This window comes from Shewanella morhuae (assembly GCF_003028295.1).
GTDB classification, from domain to species: Bacteria; Pseudomonadota; Gammaproteobacteria; order Enterobacterales; family Shewanellaceae; genus Shewanella; species Shewanella morhuae.
The window spans coordinates 522004-544070 of record NZ_PYSG01000002.1 but is presented as its reverse complement, the minus strand read 5'-3'; the positions used below and the strand labels follow the sequence as shown (position 1 = coordinate 544070).

The 22067-nt window shown below is 43.8% G+C and carries 14 protein-coding genes; 11 read left to right on the top strand and 3 right to left on the bottom strand.

Features of this window, described 5'->3' with window-relative positions; all coding sequences use genetic code 11:
- The first annotated feature begins 70 nt into the window (after window positions 1-70).
- From gltB to C9I43_RS02865, 8 genes are all read left to right on the top strand, one after another.
- Window positions 71-4519 carry a glutamate synthase large subunit gene (gene gltB, locus C9I43_RS02900; RefSeq protein WP_107881997.1) on the top strand — a complete coding sequence of 1483 codons (4449 nt, stop codon included), beginning with the start codon at window positions 71-73 and terminating at the stop codon, window positions 4517-4519.
- 6 nt (window positions 4520-4525) lie between these two features.
- A complete protein-coding gene (locus C9I43_RS02895; RefSeq protein WP_107881994.1) occupies window positions 4526-5986 on the top strand; it encodes a glutamate synthase small subunit GltD family protein in 1461 nt (486 codons plus the stop codon).
- Window positions 5987-6242: 256 nt separating this feature from the next.
- The gene (locus C9I43_RS02890) at window positions 6243-6947 is read left to right on the top strand and encodes a 5'-methylthioadenosine/adenosylhomocysteine nucleosidase (RefSeq protein ID WP_076496960.1); all 705 of its coding nucleotides are present in this window, start codon (window positions 6243-6245) and stop codon (window positions 6945-6947) included.
- Between the two features lie 28 nt (window positions 6948-6975).
- Complete coding sequence (locus tag C9I43_RS02885; RefSeq protein WP_107881992.1) at window positions 6976-7965, top strand: cobalamin biosynthesis protein CobD/CbiB; 990 nt, start codon at window positions 6976-6978, stop codon at window positions 7963-7965.
- 54 nt (window positions 7966-8019) lie between these two features.
- Complete coding sequence (locus tag C9I43_RS02880) at window positions 8020-8397, top strand: DUF2721 domain-containing protein (RefSeq protein ID WP_076497074.1); 378 nt, start codon at window positions 8020-8022, stop codon at window positions 8395-8397.
- The gene (locus C9I43_RS02875) at window positions 8394-9020 is read left to right on the top strand and encodes a trimeric intracellular cation channel family protein (RefSeq protein WP_076496962.1); all 627 of its coding nucleotides are present in this window, start codon (window positions 8394-8396) and stop codon (window positions 9018-9020) included. Before C9I43_RS02880 ends, C9I43_RS02875 begins: the two co-directional genes overlap by 4 nt.
- A gap of 1 nt (window position 9021) precedes the next feature.
- Complete coding sequence (locus C9I43_RS02870; protein ID WP_107881990.1) at window positions 9022-9513, top strand: nuclear transport factor 2 family protein; 492 nt, start codon at window positions 9022-9024, stop codon at window positions 9511-9513.
- Between the two features lie 124 nt (window positions 9514-9637).
- On the top strand, window positions 9638-10066 hold the full coding sequence (locus C9I43_RS02865) for a hypothetical protein (RefSeq protein ID WP_107881988.1): 429 nt from the start codon (window positions 9638-9640) through the stop codon (window positions 10064-10066).
- Window positions 10067-10151: 85 nt separating this feature from the next.
- On the opposite strand, the gene tyrS is transcribed toward C9I43_RS02865, so the two are convergent.
- Window positions 10152-11345, bottom strand: coding sequence for a tyrosine--tRNA ligase (tyrS, locus tag C9I43_RS02860; protein ID WP_107881986.1), 1194 nt, complete (start codon window positions 11343-11345; stop codon window positions 10152-10154).
- 126 nt (window positions 11346-11471) lie between these two features.
- Here tyrS and C9I43_RS02855 point away from each other — a divergent pair, with 126 nt between their 5' ends.
- Window positions 11472-12878, top strand: coding sequence for a peptidoglycan DD-metalloendopeptidase family protein (locus tag C9I43_RS02855; protein WP_076496966.1), 1407 nt, complete (start codon window positions 11472-11474; stop codon window positions 12876-12878).
- Between the two features lie 19 nt (window positions 12879-12897).
- Window positions 12898-14007 (top strand): anhydro-N-acetylmuramic acid kinase, encoded by a 1110-nt coding sequence (locus C9I43_RS02850; RefSeq protein WP_076496967.1) that lies wholly within the window; start codon window positions 12898-12900, stop codon window positions 14005-14007.
- Window positions 14008-14030: 23 nt separating this feature from the next.
- Here the strand turns inward: C9I43_RS02850 and C9I43_RS02845 are convergent, their stop codons facing one another.
- The gene (locus tag C9I43_RS02845; protein ID WP_258191700.1) at window positions 14031-16190 is read right to left on the bottom strand and encodes a winged helix-turn-helix domain-containing protein; all 2160 of its coding nucleotides are present in this window, start codon (window positions 16188-16190) and stop codon (window positions 14031-14033) included.
- Between the two features lie 304 nt (window positions 16191-16494).
- Here C9I43_RS02845 and C9I43_RS02840 point away from each other — a divergent pair, with 304 nt between their 5' ends.
- Complete coding sequence (locus C9I43_RS02840; RefSeq protein WP_107881982.1) at window positions 16495-18909, top strand: alpha/beta hydrolase family protein; 2415 nt, start codon at window positions 16495-16497, stop codon at window positions 18907-18909.
- A gap of 73 nt (window positions 18910-18982) precedes the next feature.
- Here the strand turns inward: C9I43_RS02840 and C9I43_RS02835 are convergent, their stop codons facing one another.
- Window positions 18983-22015 carry a TonB-dependent receptor plug domain-containing protein gene (locus tag C9I43_RS02835; RefSeq protein WP_107881980.1) on the bottom strand — a complete coding sequence of 1011 codons (3033 nt, stop codon included), beginning with the start codon at window positions 22013-22015 and terminating at the stop codon, window positions 18983-18985.
- Between the last annotated feature and the right edge of the window lie 52 nt (window positions 22016-22067).

The window sequence follows — 22067 nt, the reverse complement described above, 5'->3', positions numbered from 1 at the left end:
TGCATATCCATAGAAAGTATTACACTTTTGCCCGAGTCGTAATTAGTTGAGGTCTAGGGGGTTTTTTTGTATGAGCTTATATCATCCCAGTTTTGAGCGGGACAATTGTGGTTTTGGGTTGATAGCGCAGATGGATGGCGAAGCCAGCCATCGTATTGTGCGCACGGCTATTCATGGACTCGATCGCATGAAGCACCGTGGCGGCATTGCCTCCGACGGTCGCACTGGCGACGGCTGTGGTTTATTAATGCAATTACCCGTACAGTTTTTTGAAGCGATTGCCGCAGAAAATGATTGGCATTTGAGTCGTAAATTTGCCGTAGGCATGCTGTTTTTAAGTCAAAATGATGAACTAGCTGAACAAGCTAAGCATCTACTTGAGCGTGAGCTTGAGCGTGAAACATTAAGCATTGCCGGCTGGCGCAAAGTGCCTATCAATGCCGATGTGTTAGGCGAAATAGGTAAAGCTAGCTTGCCGCAGATTTATCAAGTGCTGATCAACGCGCCAATCGGCTGGCGTGAAAAAGACTTAGAACGCCGTCTTTATATGGCTCGTCGTCGCTTAGAACAACAAATCATCGATGACAATGACTTCTATGTCGCGAGTTTATCTGGCCAAGTAATTGTCTATAAAGGCTTGATGATGCCAGTAGACTTACCCGCATTTTATCCTGATCTCGCTGACATTCGTTTAAAAAGCTCTATTTGTCTATTCCATCAACGCTTCTCAACCAATACTTCTCCTAAATGGCCATTAGCTCAGCCGTTTAGATATTTAGCCCATAACGGTGAAATCAATACAATTACGGGTAACCGTCAATGGGCCCGCGCCCGTGCCTATAAATTTAATTCCCCCCTATTACCTGATTTGCAGCAAGCAGCGCCCTTTGTGAATGAAACAGGCTCAGACTCTTCCTCTTTAGATAACATGCTAGAAATGTTGTTATCTGGTGGTATGGATTTATACCGTGCCATGCGTTTATTGATCCCGCCTGCTTGGCAAAGTAATCCAGAAATGGATGATGAATTAAAAGCCTTTTACGACTTTAACTCTATGCACATGGAGCCCTGGGATGGCCCAGCTGGTATTGTAATGACCAATGGTCGCCATGCCGCTTGCGCCGTTGACCGTAATGGTTTGCGTCCATCACGTTATGTGATCACTAAAGATCGTATTTTGACCTTAGCCTCCGAAGTCGGTATTTGGGATTACTCCGCCGATGAAGTCATTGAAAAAGGCCGCGTTGGCCCAGGTGAACTACTGGTATTAGATACCTTAAACGGCCGCTTATACCAATCCTTTGAGATTGATAACGACCTTAAACGTCGCCACCCCTATAAAGAATGGATGGCAAAAAACAGCCAAACTTTAACGCCCGCCGAAGACTTGGCCTCAGAGCAACATGGTGCAGGCGAGTTTACCCCTGAACTCTTGTTGCAATATCAAAAACTCTTTGGCTATACCCGCGAAGAGTTAGAACACGTTATTTGGGTCATCGCCAAACAAGGCGAAGAAGCCACGGGCTCTATGGGCGACGATACGCCTATGGCGGTGTTGTCGAAAAAATCACGTTCACTATATGACTATTTCAGGCAAAAATTTGCTCAAGTGACTAACCCCCCCATTGACCCCTTACGTGAAAAACACGTGATGTCGTTGACCACTTGTATTGGCCGTGAGCAGAACCTGTTTAATGAAACAACGGGCCACGCTTACCGCGTGACGTTCAACTCACCTATTTTATTATTCAGTGATTTCAATCAGTTATTGGGATTAGATAGCACTTACTATCGTGCCAATATTGTGGATTTAAATTACGAACAACAAGAAGGCTTAGAAAGCGCCATTCGCCGCATTACTGCTGAAGCTGAGCGCTTAGCCCGTAGCGGTACCACTTTGCTTATACTATCGGACAGAGCAATTGCTAAAACAGCGCAAGTGATACCTGCAGCAATGGCGGTCGGTTCAGTGCAACAAATGCTGGTGAATAAGAGCCTGCGCTGCGATACCAACATCATAGTTGAAACCGCATCGGCGCGAGATCCACACCACTTTGCCGTATTACTGGGCTTTGGTGCCACGGCGATTTATCCGTACCTTGTGTATGAATCAATTTCTGAGTTGGCCAAACGCCATCAGTTAACTGACACCACAGCACTGATGCTGAATTTTCGTTATGGTATCGAAAAAGGCCTGCGAAAAATCATGTCTAAAATGGGCATCAGCACGGTCGGCTCTTACCGTTGTAGTCAACAGTTTGAAGCTATCGGTATCGCCAGCGACGTCATTGAATTGTGCTTTAAAGGCGTAATCAGCCGCATCGAAGGTGCCGGATTTACTGACATTGCCCAAGATCAAGCCATTCTGCACAAAGCGGCCTACCGCGTCCATGTACCATTGCCGCAAGGTGGTCTGCTGAAATATGTTGAGGGTGGTGAGTATCACTGCTTTAACCCCGATGTGGTTAACACATTGCAAGCATCATTGATTGACAAAAACTTTGCCACCTACAAAAAATTTGCCGAGCTCGTCGATAATCGCCCAGTGGCTACGCTACGTGACTTAATCGGCATCAAGGGTGTACAAGCATCGATTGATGTCGCTAACGTCGAAGGCGCTGCAGGCTTGTATCAACGTTTTGACAGTGCAGCCATGAGTATCGGTGCCCTCAGCCCCGAAGCCCATGAAGCTCTGGCAATTGCCATGAACCGTTTAGGCGGCCGCTCTAACTCAGGTGAAGGCGGTGAAGATGCACGCCGCTTTAATACTGAGCGCAACTCTGCCATTAAGCAGATTGCCTCGGCGCGCTTTGGCGTTACGGCGCACTACTTAGTTAATGCCGATGTGTTGCAAATCAAAGTCGCCCAAGGGGCAAAACCTGGTGAAGGTGGCCAGTTACCCGGCCATAAAGTGAGTGTTGAAATCGCCGGACTGCGACATGCGCGCCCAGGTGTGACCTTAATTTCACCGCCGCCGCACCACGATATTTACTCTATCGAAGATTTAGCCCAGCTTATTTTCGACTTGAAGCAAATCAATACTAAGGCACTGATTTCAGTCAAACTGGTATCAGAACCCGGTGTCGGCACTATCGCGACCGGTGTGGCTAAAGCCTATGCGGATATGATCACGATTTCAGGTTACGACGGCGGCACAGGCGCCAGCCCAATCACCTCAGTCAAGTATGCGGGGAGTCCTTGGGAGCTGGGTTTAGCGGAAGTGCATCAATCACTAGTAGAGAACGGCCTGCGCCATAAAATTCGTTTGCAGGTCGATGGCGGTTTAAAAACTGGTACCGATGTGATTAAAGCGGCGCTCTTAGGAGCAGAAAGTTTTGGTTTTGGTACTGTGCCTATGATCGCACTTGGCTGTAAATACCTGCGTATTTGTCACCTGAACAACTGCGCCACTGGCGTGGCAACGCAAGATAAAAATCTGCGCGACAACCATTACCACGGCCTGCCAGAGCGAGTGATGACTTACTTTGAGTTTGTCGCAGAAGAAGTGCGTCAATGGATGGCAACCTTAGGAGTGAGCAAATTTGAAGATTTAGTCGGCCGTAGCGAATGGTTATATGCCTTAGAAGGTAAAACCACAAAGCAGCAAGGCTTAGATTTGTCGCCAATTTTGTATCAACCCAAAGTCCCTGCAACTTCGTCACGCACATGGCAAGAAACCAATCCACCAGCGGATTTAGGCCGACTAAACCAACACCTACTAAATGAGTGCAAAAGCGCTGTCGATAACGGTGAGGGTTTTGATGCAACTTACAGCATTAACAACACTGACCGCTCAGTGGGCGCGACCTTGTCGGGCTATATCGCAAGTACCCTCGGCGTAAACGGCACTAAAGCACCGGTAAAACTGAACTTTAACGGCAGTGCTGGCCAAAGTTTTGGTGTATGGAATAGCCCAGGTCTTGAGCTAAAACTCTGTGGTGATGCCAACGACTATGTCGGTAAAGGTATGTCTGGCGGTCAAATCGTCATTTACCCTCCGATTGGCAGCCCGTTCCAAAGTGAGCGCAGCGCCATTGTCGGTAACACTTGTCTTTACGGCGCGACTGGCGGCAAGTTCTTTGCTGCAGGTCAAGCGGGCGAGCGTTTTGCCGTACGTAACTCAGGTGCGATAGCGGTAGTTGAAGGCTTAGGTGATAACGGTTGTGAATACATGACCAGCGGCATTGTGGTCGTCCTTGGTAAAACCGGAGTAAATTTTGGCGCGGGTATGACGGGCGGCTTTGCCTATGTGTTCGATCAATTCGGCCGTTTTCATCGCCGTGTGAATAATGAATTAGTCGATACGCAAAAACTTGAGTCCACTATTCATCAACAACATTTAAAAGGCCTGATTGAAGCCCACGTGGCTGAGACGGGTAGTGAACATGCCAAGATGATCTTAAGTGATTTTGATAACTGGTTAGATTGTTTTGTATTAATAAAACCTAAAAACATTGCTGTGGCCGATTTACTCAAGTTAGAAAAGTCGAGTCCAGAATTAGTTGTCAAGGCGGGGTAATGGCGTATGAGTAACGATTTTCAATTTATCGAAGTGGGCCGTAAAGACCCCATCAAACACCCTGCGGCAAAACGTGCAACTCAATTTATTGAGATTTATCAGCCGTTTGTTCAGGCTCAAGTCGCTGAGCAAGCAGACCGTTGTTTAGATTGTGGTAATCCCTATTGTGAATGGAAATGCCCACTACACAATTATATCCCCAACTGGCTCAAGCTGGCCGAGCAAGGCCGCATCATGGAAGCGGCAGATTTAGTGCATGAGACGAATACTCTGCCAGAAATTTGTGGCCGCGTTTGTCCGCAAGATAGACTCTGTGAAGGCGCTTGTACTCTCAATGATGACTTTGGCGCTGTCACTATCGGTAATGTCGAAAAATACATTACTGATACCGCTATCGCCCAAGGCTGGCGCCCCGACATGAGTAAGGTAACGCCGCGCCCTGAACGGGTGGCAATTGTGGGTGCGGGCCCTGCAGGCTTAGGCTGCGCGGATATTCTGTCCCGTAATGGCGTTAAAGCGGTGGTCTTTGATAAATATCCACAAATTGGTGGCCTACTCACCTACGGCATTCCCTCTTTTAAACTCGATAAGGCCGTTATGGCAACCCGTCGTAGTGTGTTAGAAGGTATGGGTATTGAGTTCAAACTCGGTGTCACTGTGGGTAAAGACATCCCATTTACACAGCTGCTTGAAGAATACGATGCGGTTTTCCTTGGCATGGGTACTTACACCGCCATGAAAGCCAACCTTGAGGGCGAAGATGCCCAAGGCGTATATCAAGCTCTGCCCTATTTAGTGGGTAATACTCATCATTTAATGGGCACACAAAATGCTGAAACGCCCTATTTAGTGGGTAATACTCATCATTTAATGGGCACACAAAATGCTGAAACGCCCTACCTGAACCTTGAAGGTAAACGTGTAGTGGTATTAGGCGGCGGTGATACCGCGATGGATTGCGTGCGCACCGCAATACGCCAAGGTGCTAGCAGCGTAGTGTGTGCTTACCGCCGTGATGAGGTCAATATGCCGGGCTCACGCCGCGAAGTGCAAAATGCGCGCGAAGAGGGCGTTAATTTCCTATTTAACCGTCAACCTGTGGCAATTAAAACCCAAGATGGCAAGGTTGTTGGCATTGAGTGTATCGAAACAGCCATGGGCAAAGCCGATGCAAGTGGTCGCCAATCTGCACAGGCTATTGCAGGTAGCGAGCAGTTACTTGAGGCAGATGCGATTATTATCGCCTTTGGTTTTCAACCTAGCCCAGCGCCTTGGTTTGCCGACCATGGTATCGAACTTGATCAATGGGGCCGAGTTAAAGCAGATAAGTTAACCGACAATCCATTCCAAACCACTAATCTAAAAGTGTTTGCTGGTGGTGATATGGTGCGCGGATCAGACTTAGTGGTGACCGCCATTGCCGAAGGTCGCGATGCCGCCCAAGGTATTTTGAACTACTTAGACTAAGCACTGACTTGCTTCGTTGAGCACTAAGGTGTTTGTTTAAAATTTAGATATTTTTTAGCTGTAAAACCATTTTGCCGCTATCCATTTACCGTTAGCGCTTTAACCCAGCGCATCTTAGGATGCGCGTTTTTTTACCCCCCATTATCAACCAAATCACGCAATCCAAATCACGCCATAACGACTGCACAAAACTGTGTGGTATATTAGCCAGTATTATTGTGTCCCACTCTTACGTGTTGAATAAAAAAGGTCTCCCATGAAAATTGGAATTATTGGTGCAATGGAGCCAGAAGTTGCTCATTTAATTGCCGCTATGACAAATGCAACATCGCAAACTATTGCAGGTATTGAATTTATTGCAGGTACTCTCGCGGGTAAAGACGTTGTCGTGACGCGCTCTGGTATAGGTAAAGTTGCCGCCAGTATCGCAACAACGCTGCTTATTGAAAAGTACGCGCCAGATGCGGTGATCAACACAGGCTCTGCCGGTGGTTTTGTCGATACGTTAGCGATTGGCGATATCGTCATTTCTTCCGAAGTACGTCATCACGATGTAGATGTCACCGCTTTTGGTTATGAAATTGGCCAAATGGCGCAGCAGCCTGCCGCGTTTATTCCTGCGGCTCATTTAGTTGAAGCTGCCAATAAGGCGATAGCTCAATTAGGTGAAGTTAAAGCGATTGAAGGATTGATTTGTACGGGTGATAGCTTTATTTGCGATCCTGTTCGCACTCAAACTATGCTAAAAAACTTCCCGACTATGGCCGCCTGTGAAATGGAAGGCGCTGCAATTGCCCAAGTTTGTCATCAATTTGGAGTGCCATTTGTAGTGATCCGTTCATTATCAGATAACGCCAATAATGACTCACCAGTTGATTTTGACTCTTATATTGTCAAAGCTGGTTATCACTCAGCACTGATGGTGATGTTACTGCTTGAGCAATTAACTCCAGCTCAGTAAAATAATCACTTAAGCGGAAAAGTATCAAATGCATACCTCATTTTATCAACAACTTGTCGTGAACGATGGCACTTTGTTTACAGGTTTTTTGGTACTTTTTTTTGCTTTATTATTGGCACGTTTAGCGCCATTACCACGGGAAATACAACCGCTTATTTGGTTTAGCCATTTAGCAGAACAACTCGCGGTTAAAGTAAATCGCCCCGAGCGTTCACCAAGGCAACAAGCTATAGCAGGTTTTTTAGCGATGTTGCTGTTAGTATTTCCATTTTGGGCCATCATTACCTTTTTGCTCGAATTAGCCGAGTTCCCATGGTTCTTTGAGTTCTTAGTCCTTTACCTGTGCTTAGCTGATGCAGGATTTAGCCAAATAGCCGATGAAATCGCTAAAGCCTTAAAGCGTGGAGACAATACCCGCGCCAAAACGCTTTTACAGCCTTGGGTAGTACGCGATACCGATAGTTTATCGGAAGTTGGCCTAGCCAAAGCCACCATAGAAAAACTAGCTACTGCACCCATTTATGGCATTGCTGCGACGATTTTCTTTTTTGCTATCGCTGGGGCACCGCTAGTACTGGCGGTGCGTATGCTAAAACAGCTCGAATTGAGCTGGCCGCCTATTCAGCCAAAGTATCAACACTTTTGCAGTACAATAAATAGCTTATCAACTATCTTATTAGCAATCCCCGCTTGGCTCTGGGGTTTATCACTCGCCATTCAAGGCGGCCCTAGCGCGTTAACTAAGCTGTTTACTGCACCGAAAAATCATCCCACGATTCGAAGCGATATTCTCTGTGTGAATATCGTTGCCAATATTTTAAGAATAGAACTTGGTGGACCACAAAAGTTTGCTGGCATACGTATCAACGTGGATAAATTCTGCTATGGTCAGCTGCCAAACAGTGATGCCATCGCGCCAGCTATTAAGCTAACCACGCGCGCCTGCGCCATCTGGTTTAGCTTTATTATTCTACTCCCCGTGTTATGGGCAAGTTTACGTTGGTTACATAGCTTGTGATATGATCTAGCCCTCTGTTAGCACGAGGTAAAGGCGGTTATTGTGCTCGAAAGTATGCATGTTTCACTAACAACGCCGGCGTTGTTATTTCCCGCGATCTCATTGCTATTGCTTGCTTATACCAACCGTTTTTTTGCTTTAGCAGCACTAATTCGAAACTTAAGTCATGGTGATAAGCCGGTGCATAAAGATCAACTTAAAAACCTGAGCCAACGCATCACTATTATTCGCCGCATGCAAGAGGCAGGAGTATCAAGCTTCGCCCTGTGCGTATTGTGTATGATATTTATCTATATCGGCTTCAATAAAACCGGTTCAGTGATTTTTGGTGCTAGCTTGTTGTTACTGCTCTATTCACTGATTTTATCTGTGATTGAAATTCGCATCTCCGTTGATGCTCTCAATATCCATATCAAAGAGATGAGTAAATGAATCAGTGGATTTATTTTTTTGATTTATGTGGTACTGCAGTATTTGCTTTATCTGGTGCGCTAGCTGCTGGGCGTCATAAAATGGATCCTTTTGGCGTTATTGTACTCGCCTCAGTTACCGCCGTTGGCGGCGGCAGTATCCGTGACGCCTTAATTGGCGCTACGCCCGTTTTTTGGATCCGCGATCCTAATTACATCATAGTGATCCTTGCAACAGTGCTCGCCTGTTTATTATTAGTACGTCGTCCCCGTAAGGTACCAGAGTATATTTTACCGGTTGCCGATGCCTTTGGATTAGCTCTGTTTACGGTAATAGGTGCAGAAAAAGCCTTCAGTATGGGCTTAAGTGGCATGATTGCTGTCGTTATGGGCTTGATCACAGGCGTGGGAGGAGGCATTATTCGAGACGTACTGTGTAAACAAATCCCTATGGTATTACGTACAGAAATCTATGCCACAGCTTCTATTGTAGGTGGTATCGGCTATACCGTCAGTTTAGCCTACGGTATGGGCGAAAAAACGGCGCTATTTTTAGCAATGACCAGCATCTTAATTATCCGTTTAAGCGCAATTAAATGGCATCTATCATTACCGGCGTTTGATCTCAAAACCAAGAGGGAATAGTTTGCGAATATTGGGTTTTATTTTGAGTCTTATTTTTGGATTAGCCTTCAATCCTACATTGGCGCATGCCAACACAGGTGAAATGCCACAAGAACAGCTGTTAGCAGTAAAGTACATGAATGCACTCACTGAGCACGACTACAAGACGCTACGAAAATTCTATAATCGTGACAGTGTTTTTTTTGACAAAACCGCTAACCGAAAATACACCGGCGGCCGCTTCATTATCGACTTTCTCGAGCGCGCCCATGAGGGGGTGCTCGAGTATAATTTCAATATAGAACACATGTATAACGCAGGCTCTTTGGTAGTAATGATAGGTAACTACCATTTAAAAGGACCTGGCGAGCAATTTGGTAAACCAGGTAAAATCATTGATATTGCCATTCCAGGCGTCACTAGCCTTAAACTCGATATGCTCAATCATAGGGTGATTGAGCATATGGATCTGCTCGATTACCAAACCATGTCTGATCAATTAGCTATGCAGTAGAGATAAAATTTGTACATCTTTGAAACTTGCCCCCTAAAAACAGGTCGAAACTAACAGTAGGTCAAAACCTAAGTGTGATGTTTTAGGTCGGTTGACTGAGTCAGTTCGTTTCGATGAGGTTCATATGAAGTTTTTGGGGTTACTTACTTTACTCATTCTTAATAGCCTAGTACTGGCACCCAAAGCATTGGCATTGCAACCCATCATCGTCTCTTACGCCGTTCAGCCAGTGAGTCATTTTAACCAACAATTACGGGTCGCTCAGGAACAACATCAACCGTGGACGGAAGATCCCAGTAAAATCAGTAACCAGTACGCAGGCGGCAAATTTACTTTAGTGAGTACTCAGGCCAATAAAGACAGTATCTTAACTTATCAAATAAGTGAGTTGTCTAAACAACATCCGCAGATGCTGTTGATTATCTCTTTAAAGCAGGACGCTAAACTGTGGCAAATAAGCTCGGCGCAATTAGCATGGAAATGCAATGATGGGCAGCATTTTGGCACGGATAGATGCAAGATTGCCGAGCATGACATGAATGCAACGCCTTAATCTTGTGGAATACAAACAACTTAAAAACAAAAAGCACCCTAGGGTGCTATTTGTTTAGTTTAAATTGACTCTGACTTAAAGCATTTTAAACCAACGTCACTTTGGCAAACTTGCGTTTACCGACTTGGAATACCGCGACAGTGCCAGCAGACAGCGTCATACGGCTATCATCCAACTTGGCGCCATCCATCTTCACCGCACCTTGCTTTATCATCCGCATGGCTTCTGAAGTCGACGAGACTAAGTCGGCATCTTTCAGTAAATTAGCAATTGCTAGACCTTCGCCAGCAACTAACTCAAGTTCTTCAATATCATCGGGGATAATCCCCTTGGCGCGATCAACAAAAGCTTGATGCGCACTCTCGGCAGAAGCGGCATCGTGAAAACGTGTAATGATTTCCTTCGCCAAGATGATTTTAGTATCACGTGGGTTTGAACCATTGGCGACATCTTGCTTAAACTGTTCAATTTCAGCCAATGGACGGAATGACAGCAGTTCAAAGTAGCGCCACATCAAATCGTCCGAAATTGACATCAACTTACCAAACATTTCGTTGGCAGGTTCACTTACACCAATATAGTTGAATGCCGATTTAGACATTTTCTTAACGCCATCTAAACCTTCGAGCAGTGGCATCATGATCACCGCTTGTGGTTTTTGACCTTCTGCTTTTTGTAGTTCACGGCCCATCAACAGGTTGAACTTTTGATCTGTGCCACCTAGCTCAACATCGGCTTTTAATGCAACTGAATCATAACCTTGCAATAAAGGATACATAAACTCATGAATCGCAATAGATTGGCCCGAAGCATAACGTTTTTTAAAGTCGTCACGCTCCATCATACGGGCAACCGTTTGCTGAGAAGCAAGGCGGATCATGCCCGCAGCGCCCAATGGCTCTAACCAACTAGAATTAAATTCAATGCGTGTTTTGGCTGGGTCGAGAATTTTATAAACTTGTTCTTTATACGTTTCTGCGTTGGCTAATACTTGTTCACGTGTCAGCGGTGGCCGCGTGCTATTTTTACCACTAGGATCACCCACCATACCGGTAAAGTCACCAATCAAGAAAATGACCTCATGACCTAACTCTTGGAATAACCTTAATTTATTTAAGATTACTGTGTGTCCAAGGTGAATATCCGGAGCCGTAGGATCGGCGCCTAATTTAATCCGCAGTGGACGCCCTTCTTTGAGTTTTTCGAGCAAATCCGCTTCGAGTAAAATCTCATCGGTACCACGTCTAATTTCTGCTAATACTTGGTCTAAATCAGCCATTTCGGCAAGGACTCCTAAGGCCATGGTCATAAAATAAAGAGACTTATGTTACTTGTTAGCCACCACAATTGAAAGTGTGTACACTAAGGGGATTATTCAAGTTTCTGGTTATTGGTATCGGCGTCAATGGCAAAGGTTATAACGTTATTTAAATTGTTGCCTAAAAAGCATCAAATTCTTCTCAGCATTCTTTCTGTTATCACTATGATAACTATGCTGCTACCTGCTGAAGAGGCCCAAGCTTCAAAGCAAACTGCTAGCCTAGGTGAACACACTCAAATCAATACTCGTTATGATGTGCCTTTAGCTTTTCGCTCACCTGAACGGCCTGAATCACTTGAACATCAAACAAACAATGCTGTAGAAGATGCAACACCTCTATCTTCAACCGCTGCACTCGCTGCAGGTGAGTCCAATAACCAAGCCATAGAGTCTCTCGAAAGTGCTCATCATAGAGACGTAGAACATTTTAACGTCAAAAATGGGGATACCTTAGCGGCAGTATTTAATCGTGCGGGCTTAACCAGTAAAGACGTGTATGAAATTACCCAGTTACCTTTAGCAAAACAAAATTTACTGAAAATCATGCCGGGCGAAGAAATCGTGATATCCAAGGATATCAATGGTAATTTAACTGAGGTACGTTATCGAGTTAATGCCATTTCGACACTTGTTATCACTAAAAATCAAGATCAATACCTCGAAAAAATCTCAGAGAAAGATGTCGAAATCCGCAGCCATTTCACCAGTGCGAATATTAAAAGCAACTTTTGGAGTGCTGCCGTTGATGCAGGTATGACCGCCAACCAAATCATGCAATTGTCGACAGTATTTGGCTGGGATATCGATTTTGCCTTAGATTTACGTGAGGGTGACAGTTTCGCCATAATCTATGAGCAAGAATATGCCGATGGAGAGTTTTTACGTAACGGCAATATCTTAGCCGCAGAATTTATTAACCAAGATGAACGCTATACTGCTATTCGCTATACCGACGGAAACTATTACTCCGAGAATGGTACTAGCATGCGAAAGGCTTTCTTGCGCTCACCCGTTGATTTCAAATATGTCAGCTCCAACTTTAATCCAAGACGTTTGCATCCTGTGACAGGGCAAGTTAAAGCTCATCGCGGCGTAGACTACGTTGCCGCCATTGGCACGCCGATTAAGGCAGCAGGTAGTGGTAACGTAATTGAGGCGGGTTATAATCAATTTAATGGTAACTATGTTTTTATTAAGCATAACAACACTTACACTACCAAATACCTGCATCTGACTAAACGTAATGTGAGTAAAGGTGCTAGCGTCAAGCAAGGGCAAATTATCGGTACTTTAGGTAAAACGGGCCGCGTGACAGGGGCACATTTACATTACGAATTTATCGTTAATGGCGTACACCGTAACCCAAGAACGATTACGCTACCGAAATCAGAATCAATTGCGAGAAAAGAAAAACCTCAATTCGATACGCTCAGCAAACAGTTGATGGCCACGCTTTCGCAAAACAAGCAAACGCAATTGGCAATGCAATAACGAAGGACGACTCCTCCACATGAAAAATGCGTATTATATTGGACTAATGTCAGGCACCAGCATGGACGGTGTTGATGCTGTATTAGTTGATTTTTCAGGTATAAAACCGCAGCTAATTTGTAGTCATACGGAGGCCATTCCTAGCCATTTACTCAAAGGCTTGCAACGTTTATGTTTACCGAGCACAGATGAAATCAATCGTCTCGGGCGCATAGATCGCAGCGTCGGTCAATTATTTGCCCTAGCCGTTAATAACCTAATGGCAAAATGCGCTATTGCTAAAGAAGATATTATTGCGATTGGTAGTCACGGTCAAACAGTGCGCCACATGCCAAACCTCGAAGTGGGTTTTACCCTACAAATTGGCGATCCAAATACTATTGCGACCGAAACCGGTATTGATGTTATTGCTGATTTTCGCCGAAAAGATATTGCGCTCGGTGGCCAAGGTGCGCCTTTAGTACCAGCATTTCACCAGCAGACTTTTGCTGAAATCGGTAAAAAACGTATTATTTTGAATATTGGCGGTATAGCCAATATCACTTATTTACCCGGTAATAATGAGCAGGTACTCGGGTTTGATACCGGTCCAGGTAATAACTTAATTGATGCGTGGATCCAACAGGTTAAAAGTGAGCCCTTCGATCAAAATGGTGAATGGGCCGCATCGGGTAAAACAGATCAAAGCCTATTAGCCCATCTATTATCGCACCCCTATTTCTCACTAACTCACCCGAAAAGCACAGGCCGAGAGTTATTTAACCAAGCATGGTTAGAGCAACAGTTGTCGCCCTTTAATCATTTAGATGAAGCAGATATTCAATCGACATTATTAGATTTAACTTGCCACAGCATAGCCCAAGACATCCTTAAACTGTCTAAAGAAGGGGAATTATTCGTTTGTGGTGGTGGCGCGTTCAACGGTCAACTGATGCAGCGTTTAGCTGTTTTACTACCGGGTTATCAATTAGATACAACCTCAGCCCTTGGTGTTGATCCTAAATGGGTAGAGGGCATTGCCTTTGCGTGGCTTGCCATGCGTAATCACTTAGGCTTACCCGCCAATCTACCCGCAGTGACAGGCGCCAGCCGCGAAGCTGTACTCGGTGGATACTTTAGCGCGAAGTAGACTAACTAAGCATACACCACCGATTATCGGATTAATTTATGCTTTAGTAACATAATATCGCGCTGAGGGTAACCATCAAGCGTCATCAATAAGCGACTAGACTCAGGAATATAAGTCATAGAACCAAAGGAGCTTAAACTTGAGCGCGGCACTTGCAATACTGGCATGATATTTTTAGATTTAGCATCCCAAAAATTTAATCTCTGTTCACCAATATGATCCGATTTAAAATAAACCCCCTCCTGCGTTAATGTCCAATTATTAGTTGTTTTAAAGTCCGTATTAGCAATCAAGGTTTCAACAACATCAGGCTGATTTAAATTAACTAACCATAGCCCTTGAGTATCAGAGCGAGTAAATACTAACTCTGACGCTGAGCTTGCAAAACCAACGCCCATGTTCAGTGAGTTAACGACTCTTGGAGCTTGATTATTTAAATAAAACTCCGTAATGCCTGCGCTTGTTGAGGCATAAACAGATTTCCCCTGCCAACTCCAAGCTGGTCTGCCATGATTATGGTAAGTAGATGCTAACGCGATAATATGTTTACTTGCTAAATCTAGAATGTAAATACGATTGCCTTCATGATTGTCATCTGGAGCAATAAAAGCAATTTTAGTACCATCCGGAGACCAGCGCGGATAAGCGACTCGAGTTTTAAGCTTAGTGTGTTGTTCCAGCTTCTGACCATTAAAGTCTGAGGTCCAAATCTCATTAAAACCACTCTCATTAGATACAAAAACAAGACGTAAGGCTTGCGTTGAGTAATCTGGATTACGATGATTAACCCCTGAATATAACAAAGGAAATAAGGTCGTTGGCACTTTATTATTAAGGGAGAGGTAAGCTATTTCAAACTGGCGGTGATATTGATGGTAGACAAGTTCTCCGCTGTCTCCAATAAGCCTTGGATAACTCATGCCCTCAACATCTAAAGAGCTAATATTTTTAGATTTTATATCAATAATAAAACCATTACGACTTCCAGACTCTTCTGTGGCAAACACTAAACGCTTACTATCATTGGTCCAACCTAAACCTCGTACATCTTCAATGCCATGGGTGAGCCGTTGTTCATTGCCAGAAGAAAGCTCTCGAATAAAAATATCCTCTGAAATATTGCTATAACGGCGAACGATAGCCATCCAATATCCATCAGGACTATAGGCCAAATCTCTGTCTTCATAACTACAATTTATCTCGCATGATTGGCGAATCAGTTGGGTATTATCAAGTCCAAGGGATTGAACATAAATACCTCCCATTTTATTTTTTTCATGTGAAGATATATAAGCTAATGACTTTCCATCTGGTGAAACATCGATGGCGGACATATCACTACTACAAGGAGCTAAAGATATGATTTCATTGGTTGACAGCGTTAACTGCATGATACGGCACTCTGCAGTCGTTACTGTGCGAGAGGTAAAATACAAACGCGTATCATCGATACTCCAAGCGGCACGCAATTCCGTTGAAGATGAAGATGTTAACTGCCGTACAGGAAGATCGTCATTGGTTAGGTCCTTAAGATATAGACTTGGAACAAAGCCTGGTCTATAAGCACCATAAACAAGCCAACGTCCATCATGAGAAACGACAGGATAACGCTCAGAACCCGGATCGCGGGTTAAGGCGGTAACCTGAGTCTCCAGCATTTTCTGTTTATCTTGGTAAAGATGTATCCCAGTAAAAAGCATACCCAAAAAAATCAATAAGGCCATCGAAGTCATGATAACGCGCATACGTTGCGTCATATGAAGTAATTTACCCGAGGTTAATTGGAGTAAGTCTTGCTCCTCTGAAATAGCCTCGACATCGAACTCTGGCTCAATGAGTAAGCGATAGCCTGTTTTACGCACGGTTTCAATCACTGCACCCACTTCAGCTAAGGGCGATAATTGCTGTCTCAAATGCCAAATGGCATTCGTTAAAGCCTTAGCTCCCACATAGCTATTCCCGTCCCATACCTGAGTAATTAATTCATCCCGAGTAACGACCTCAGGGTAGTTTCGTGCAAGAACATTGAGCACTTCAATAAATTTAGGTTGAAGAGATAGCTTCGTCTGCTCGATAGCAGACTCATTCATATCTGTCTTGGATTGGAATACGACTGAGTTATCTGAGGGATCTATTCTACATAGACCTAAACGATAGCTTAACTTACGCTGGTCCTTCATCATTTTCCTAACACCGCAATTCTTAGCCTTATTATGGTTATGAGTACTAAGTAAGTCTTTAATACTACCGAATAACCAGATCGAATAGCAACTGACCTTTTTTATTAATTATTTAAAATTCATAATATTACGCCATAATATTTATAAAATAGAGATTTAAACAATATAGAATCGAGCTATGAAAGATTGCAGAGGGTGGCCATATTACTTACAAAGGAACTCACTATAAATGTAAAAAGCTCTACAGCTTAAAACGGTACTCCTTTGAGAGTTAACCTCAACAGAGAAACCCTGCAAGGAATGAAACATGCGGCGCTTAATATTTAATAATATCTGGATAATTCTATTAATCACTTTTAGCTACCACAGCTTCGCGCAGGAATATAAAACACCCGCAAAAGCCCTACAACAAACGGTTGAAAACAACACAACTGTCGTGACGCGACTTTCAAATAATCATGAATGGATGGCTATACTTACCCCAATTTCAGCCCCTGCTATTTCCACTTTTGCAACTGCAGAGCAAAAACTCGCAGGGCTAAGAATATCACCACAGCAACTTATACCCAGTAGATTGCCCACACGTTATAATCAGCTCAAGCTCATCAATATTAAGAACAATGAACAACGCACCATTAACTTGCCTAACGCTAATGACATTACTGAAGTAACCTTTTCACCCAATAACCGTTACTTAAGCTTTGTCAGTCTGAACCAGAGCGGTGGCTATCTTTATGCTTATGACATTGAAAAAGACCTAAATAGACAACTCACGAACCAACGCCTAAATGGCAGTATCAACTTAAATTATCAATGGCTTGGAGAATGTGGCGTAGTGGCACGTTTTGCCAATGAACAGAACGGCCAATGGCGACAGTCACAAGCTTCGTATTCTCCTATGGTAAAGGAAACTCTCTCAAGTAAGACTCAGCAACGAACCTATCAGGATTTGCTTAAAAACTCTGCAGATGAACAACGATTTACCGACTTAACAATGAGTCAACTCGCCCTAGTTAAACTTGATGGCACTATTTCGACAATCGCTAAGGCACAAATTTTTCTCGATTTTTCTATTTCACCAGATGAAAAATATATCCTCGCAACTCATCTCACCCCGCCATTTTCCTACAAAGTTAAGTACCATGATTTCCCTAAGTTAACCGCAGTTTATCGCTTAAATGATGCGCACATTACAACCATTCATCAAAGCCTAAGCGGTGAGCAACGTCCCACAGGTAGTGATGCTGTTTTAAGTGGCCCTAGGATGATCCAGTGGGTACAAGGTCAAGCGGCAACATTAGCTTTTACCCAAGCATTAGATTTAAGCGATTCACGTCAAGCAGCTGCAAAGCGCGACAGCCTCTGGACTCTTTCGGCGCCATTTACTGATAAAGCAAAGCTAATCGGTAATACACAGTGGAGAATTGTCGATATTGAGTGGGCTGAACATGATCTAGTATTGGTCACAGAGCGCAATACTAAATTGCAACGACTGAGGATGGGTCATATAGATCTCAACCAAGAGAAAACCTCGTTACACACATTTAGCGAGCGAAACATGCGCGATAAATATCAAGATTTAGGGCAGTTTTTTAAAGTATATATTCCTAATAAAGGCAAACTTATTCACATCAGCCAGCATGCTAACTCGCCAGAACTAATGCATTATGGGCAAGGTGCTTCAAATACAGGGAATCGGCCTTTTTTAAAACACACATTATTAGTCAACGGCACCTCAACCTTACTATGGCAGTCGGCCAATGATAAATTGGAGTCGGTACGTTATATACTCGATGTCAATCCACTAAGAATGATCATCAACCGCGAAAGCCCAAATCAGGCACCTAGCCTAGTGCTAATCAATGTCAACGATGCATCTGAGACTGTGCTATATCAGCAACCGGAAGGATTACAAGCCTACAAAGGGATCCAAAAACAACTCATTACCTACCAAAGAGCCGATGGTGTACCACTCTCAGGGACATTGTACTTACCTGCTGGCTATCGCAAAGAGCAAGGCCCACTACCAGTGTTGATGTGGGCCTACCCAAGGGAATTTAATGATGCTGAAATCGCAGGGCAAGTCAGTTTCAGCCCCAATCAATATTTAAAAATCAGTCCTAAAGGTCCAGTGCCTTTCGTGGCTGAAGGCTTTGCCGTATTCGATAAAGTTTCTATGCCTATAATTGGTCAGAATGATAAAGCACCTAATGATGACTTTAAACAGCAATTGACGGCCAATGCACAAGCCGCTGTAGATGTATTGGTCAATTTAGGGATTGCCGACCCCAAGCGAATTGCTATTGGTGGCCATTCTTATGGTGCATTTATGGTGGCAAATTTACTTGCGCATACGGATTTATTCTACGCGGGAATAGCCAGAAGTGGCGCTTATAATCGCAGTCTAACGCCATTTGGCTTTCAAAATGAAGAACGTAATTATTGGCAAGCCAATGATATATACCAACAAATGTCACCTTTTAATTATGCCAATCAAATCAAGTCGCCCTTGTTATTAATTCACGGGGAGATGGATCAAAACTCGGGCACTTTTCCAATGCAAGCAGAACGGATGTTTGACGCAATTAAGGGCTTAGGCGGTACTGCAAGACTCGTTATCCTGCCTTTTGAAAGTCATAGTTACAGTGCTAAAGAATCGTTAAATCATATGTTATGGGAACAAAGCCATTTTTTAAAAGCGCACATGCTAGCAACACATTAATACTCTCTATAAAATAAAAAAACCGCATGCTAAAAACATGCGGTTTATATAAAAATAAAAGCTACAATAATGGTTAGAACTTCATCTCTGCACCTAAGTAACCGTAACGTCCAACACCGCCACCATAAGCGCTACTATAGTTACCTGTTCCTGACTCAACAAGATCTCCCGTATCAGCTACCCAAGGACCTTGATTATCGAAAATATTACGCACGCCACCGTATAAGCGTAATTGCGCACTATTATTAATATCCATAGTATAAGACACTGATAAATCATGAGTCACATATGAGCCGTAGTATAAGAATGCCGGTGTCTCAGGATTCAGAATTGCGGTTGCATCACCCGCATCTATTTTTGCCTGATTTGCAGCGTTCAGATCCTGCCACTCATTGACTCTATCATGGCTATCAACCATATCGCTCTTGTATTTGGTACTCCAGCGAATGCGCCAGTCATCATTGCTCCAGGTTAATGAAGCAGTGCCCCTATCTTCAAAAATACCACTAGCAAGTTCACCAACGTAATCATCTTCTACAAGCCCATCAGCGCCCATGTAGCTTGAGCTATATTCAAGCACATGAGTCCAGTTAGTCTTAAAACTGAGATCACCGTATTCAGCAAGCTCCCACTGATAAGCAAGGGCAATATCCACACCACGAGTGCTTATATCATTCAAATTGAGCTCTTGCTGAATGATTTGCGTTAACTGACCTTCGGTATCACGGCTAACCACACCACAGTATTGGTTGTCTGCACCATAAGCATTACTTGAGTTATAACACTCGGCAAGAATATCTTCATTGCTTAGCGAACCAATAGCATCGGCGACTTTAATATCATAATAATCCACCGCTAAGTTAAAGCCCTCAAGAAAATCAGGAGCCATAGTGAAGCCTAATGTATAGGTATCAGCAGTTTCCTCGGTAAGCTCTTCATTACCAGCATTAGGAGAATATTTAGAACCACCTGTATCTTCAAAAATACCGTCAGTCGCAATTGCAGCAGCAATACCAGCATCAAGACGACAACTATCGTGACCCGCATTGGTAGAAGTCGCTGTAACACCATCACAAATATCACGAACACTGTCATAATCTCCACGAGGTGGCGAAATTAACTCAGTAATATTAGGTGCACGTTGCGCACGTGAATAGTTGGCACGCAGCGCATAATTTTCGATAGGCTCCCACAATAAACCAGTACGATAGCTAGACATTAAATCAATGTTTTTCTGGCTATAATCCGCAATACGCAACGAGACATCGAGATCAAGTTTATGAGCAAAATCAGCATTTCTTAGTAGCGGTAAACTCGCCTCACCAAACGCTTCCCATACCGTTACCTCACCTTCAAATGGTGGTACATCGTTAAAGGTAATGGCATCAGCACGCATTGCTTTATCTGTTTGCACTTCTTGCGTATCACGGCGATATTCAACTCCAAATGCAGACTGAACGCCCCCTGCTGGTAATTCGAATAACTCGCCCGAAATAAATCCTAAAGCGTTAAGTTGAGTAATATCTGTATTGATGTAGGGATTAGCACGAATATAATCGGCGCCTTCTTTGCTGATAGAACCTTCACCAAAAATATTGACCGGCACGCAGCCTTCAGCTCTAGCATCTTCACTCGCACATTGAATAGTGACACCATCATCAGCGTATTCAGCATCAAGCGCATTCCTTAAACGACGAATACTTACCTCGTTGCTACGACGTTGGCGCTGTTCAAATTTACCGTATCCAACAGAGGCATCCCAAGTCCAAGTATCAAATAAACTTCCTTGTAATCCAGCCCAAGATCGTAATGTTGTACGTTCGTTATTACTTTCAACAGGACCTACTTCTTGGAAGCGGCGATCCCACGTAACACTTTTACCTGCCATTGCGGCAATTTCAGATGGCACATAGGGATTATTAGGCGATATCGTTCCCGCATCAATCATACCTGGCAGCCCAGTGATAGGATCGATATAAAGCTCTGCATCATTATAATCTTGGCCTTCTGCATCGGTGCGACGAAATGCAGTATTACGGCTAAATTGAACTTGAACATTGGCTTTTACATCATCAGAAATGTCGTAGTTCATTTTTATTGCAGCAGACAAACTGTCTTCAGGAACTTTCAATAATGCCGTTTCATAGGTGTTATAACCATCACGTTCCTCTTTAAAATCTGGCTTTAAATTGGCGCCGTCATACCACCAGGCATTAGTTTCAAAACGACCACCATTGATATCGTTACTGCGTTCACGCCACTCATCTGGTGTTATATCTCGCATGCATTGATCACCATCTACCGTGTTCATTGCATTACACATCGTTTTAGTATCATATTCAAAGCTAGATTCGTATTTAGAACGACTTCTATCACTAGCAAATAATCCATACTGCTTGTCGTAAGTAGCACTTGCGTAGATATAGCCTTTATCGCTTGCAAAGTCAGCGCCATAACCTACATCAACGGTACGCTCTTGACCGCCGCCATTGGTCGTTTCTCCGCCTCTAGCATTAATTTCAAAGCCAGTTTTATCGCTTTGTGTGATAATATTAACAACACCTGCAATAGCATCAGAGCCATACACCGCTGATGCGCCACCGGTGATAATCTCAACCTTTTCAACCATTGCCGTAGGTATCGTGCTTAAACTGACATAGTTACCACTATAGCTGTTTGATACAACACGACGTCCATCGATTAAAGTTAAGGTTCTATCGGTGCCAAGACTACGTAAATCAATCGTCGAAAGCCCCGTATTCTGAACGCTAGATTGACTGTTGGTACTACTAACGCCTTCTGAAAGTGCAGGCACTTGATCAACAAGAATATCTGCTAGCGAGCCAATACCACTATCAGCAATATCTTTAGCATCAAGACCTACCATTGGCGTGCTCAACGAAAAACTATCACGCTTAATACGTGATCCTGTCACTGCTACTTTCTCAATACTAGCTTCATCAGCATCTGCGACGGGTAAATTTCTATTGGCATTCATGTCCTTTTGCGCGGTACTCACTTCTATCGGATCTGCAGCAAACACCATCGAAGGCACAACACTAAGCATCGCCGCTTGTATTGCTAAAGTTAATATTTTTATTTTCATCACTTTACCTTTATTAGTTCTGCACTGATGGCAGTTATTATGTTTATAGTTT

Bases quoted from the DNA above. Each gene is read 5' to 3' on its own strand.
- gltB (WP_107881997.1), top strand. From the start codon at position 71: ATGAGCTTATATCATCCCAGTTTTGAGCGGGACAATTGTGGTTTTGGG.
- C9I43_RS02895 (WP_107881994.1), top strand. From the start codon at position 4,526: ATGAGTAACGATTTTCAATTTATCGAAGTGGGCCGTAAAGACCCCATC.
- C9I43_RS02890 (WP_076496960.1), top strand. From the start codon at position 6,243: ATGAAAATTGGAATTATTGGTGCAATGGAGCCAGAAGTTGCTCATTTA.
- C9I43_RS02885 (WP_107881992.1), top strand. From the start codon at position 6,976: ATGCATACCTCATTTTATCAACAACTTGTCGTGAACGATGGCACTTTG.
- C9I43_RS02880 (WP_076497074.1), top strand. From the start codon at position 8,020: ATGCATGTTTCACTAACAACGCCGGCGTTGTTATTTCCCGCGATCTCA.
- C9I43_RS02875 (WP_076496962.1), top strand. From the start codon at position 8,394: ATGAATCAGTGGATTTATTTTTTTGATTTATGTGGTACTGCAGTATTT.
- C9I43_RS02865 (WP_107881988.1), top strand. From the start codon at position 9,638: ATGAAGTTTTTGGGGTTACTTACTTTACTCATTCTTAATAGCCTAGTA.
- tyrS (WP_107881986.1), bottom strand. From the start codon at position 11,345: ATGGCTGATTTAGACCAAGTATTAGCAGAAATTAGACGTGGTACCGAT.
- C9I43_RS02855 (WP_076496966.1), top strand. From the start codon at position 11,472: ATGGCAAAGGTTATAACGTTATTTAAATTGTTGCCTAAAAAGCATCAA.
- C9I43_RS02850 (WP_076496967.1), top strand. From the start codon at position 12,898: ATGAAAAATGCGTATTATATTGGACTAATGTCAGGCACCAGCATGGAC.
- C9I43_RS02845 (WP_258191700.1), bottom strand. From the start codon at position 16,190: ATGATGAAGGACCAGCGTAAGTTAAGCTATCGTTTAGGTCTATGTAGA.
- C9I43_RS02840 (WP_107881982.1), top strand. From the start codon at position 16,495: ATGCGGCGCTTAATATTTAATAATATCTGGATAATTCTATTAATCACT.
- C9I43_RS02835 (WP_107881980.1), bottom strand. From the start codon at position 22,015: ATGAAAATAAAAATATTAACTTTAGCAATACAAGCGGCGATGCTTAGT.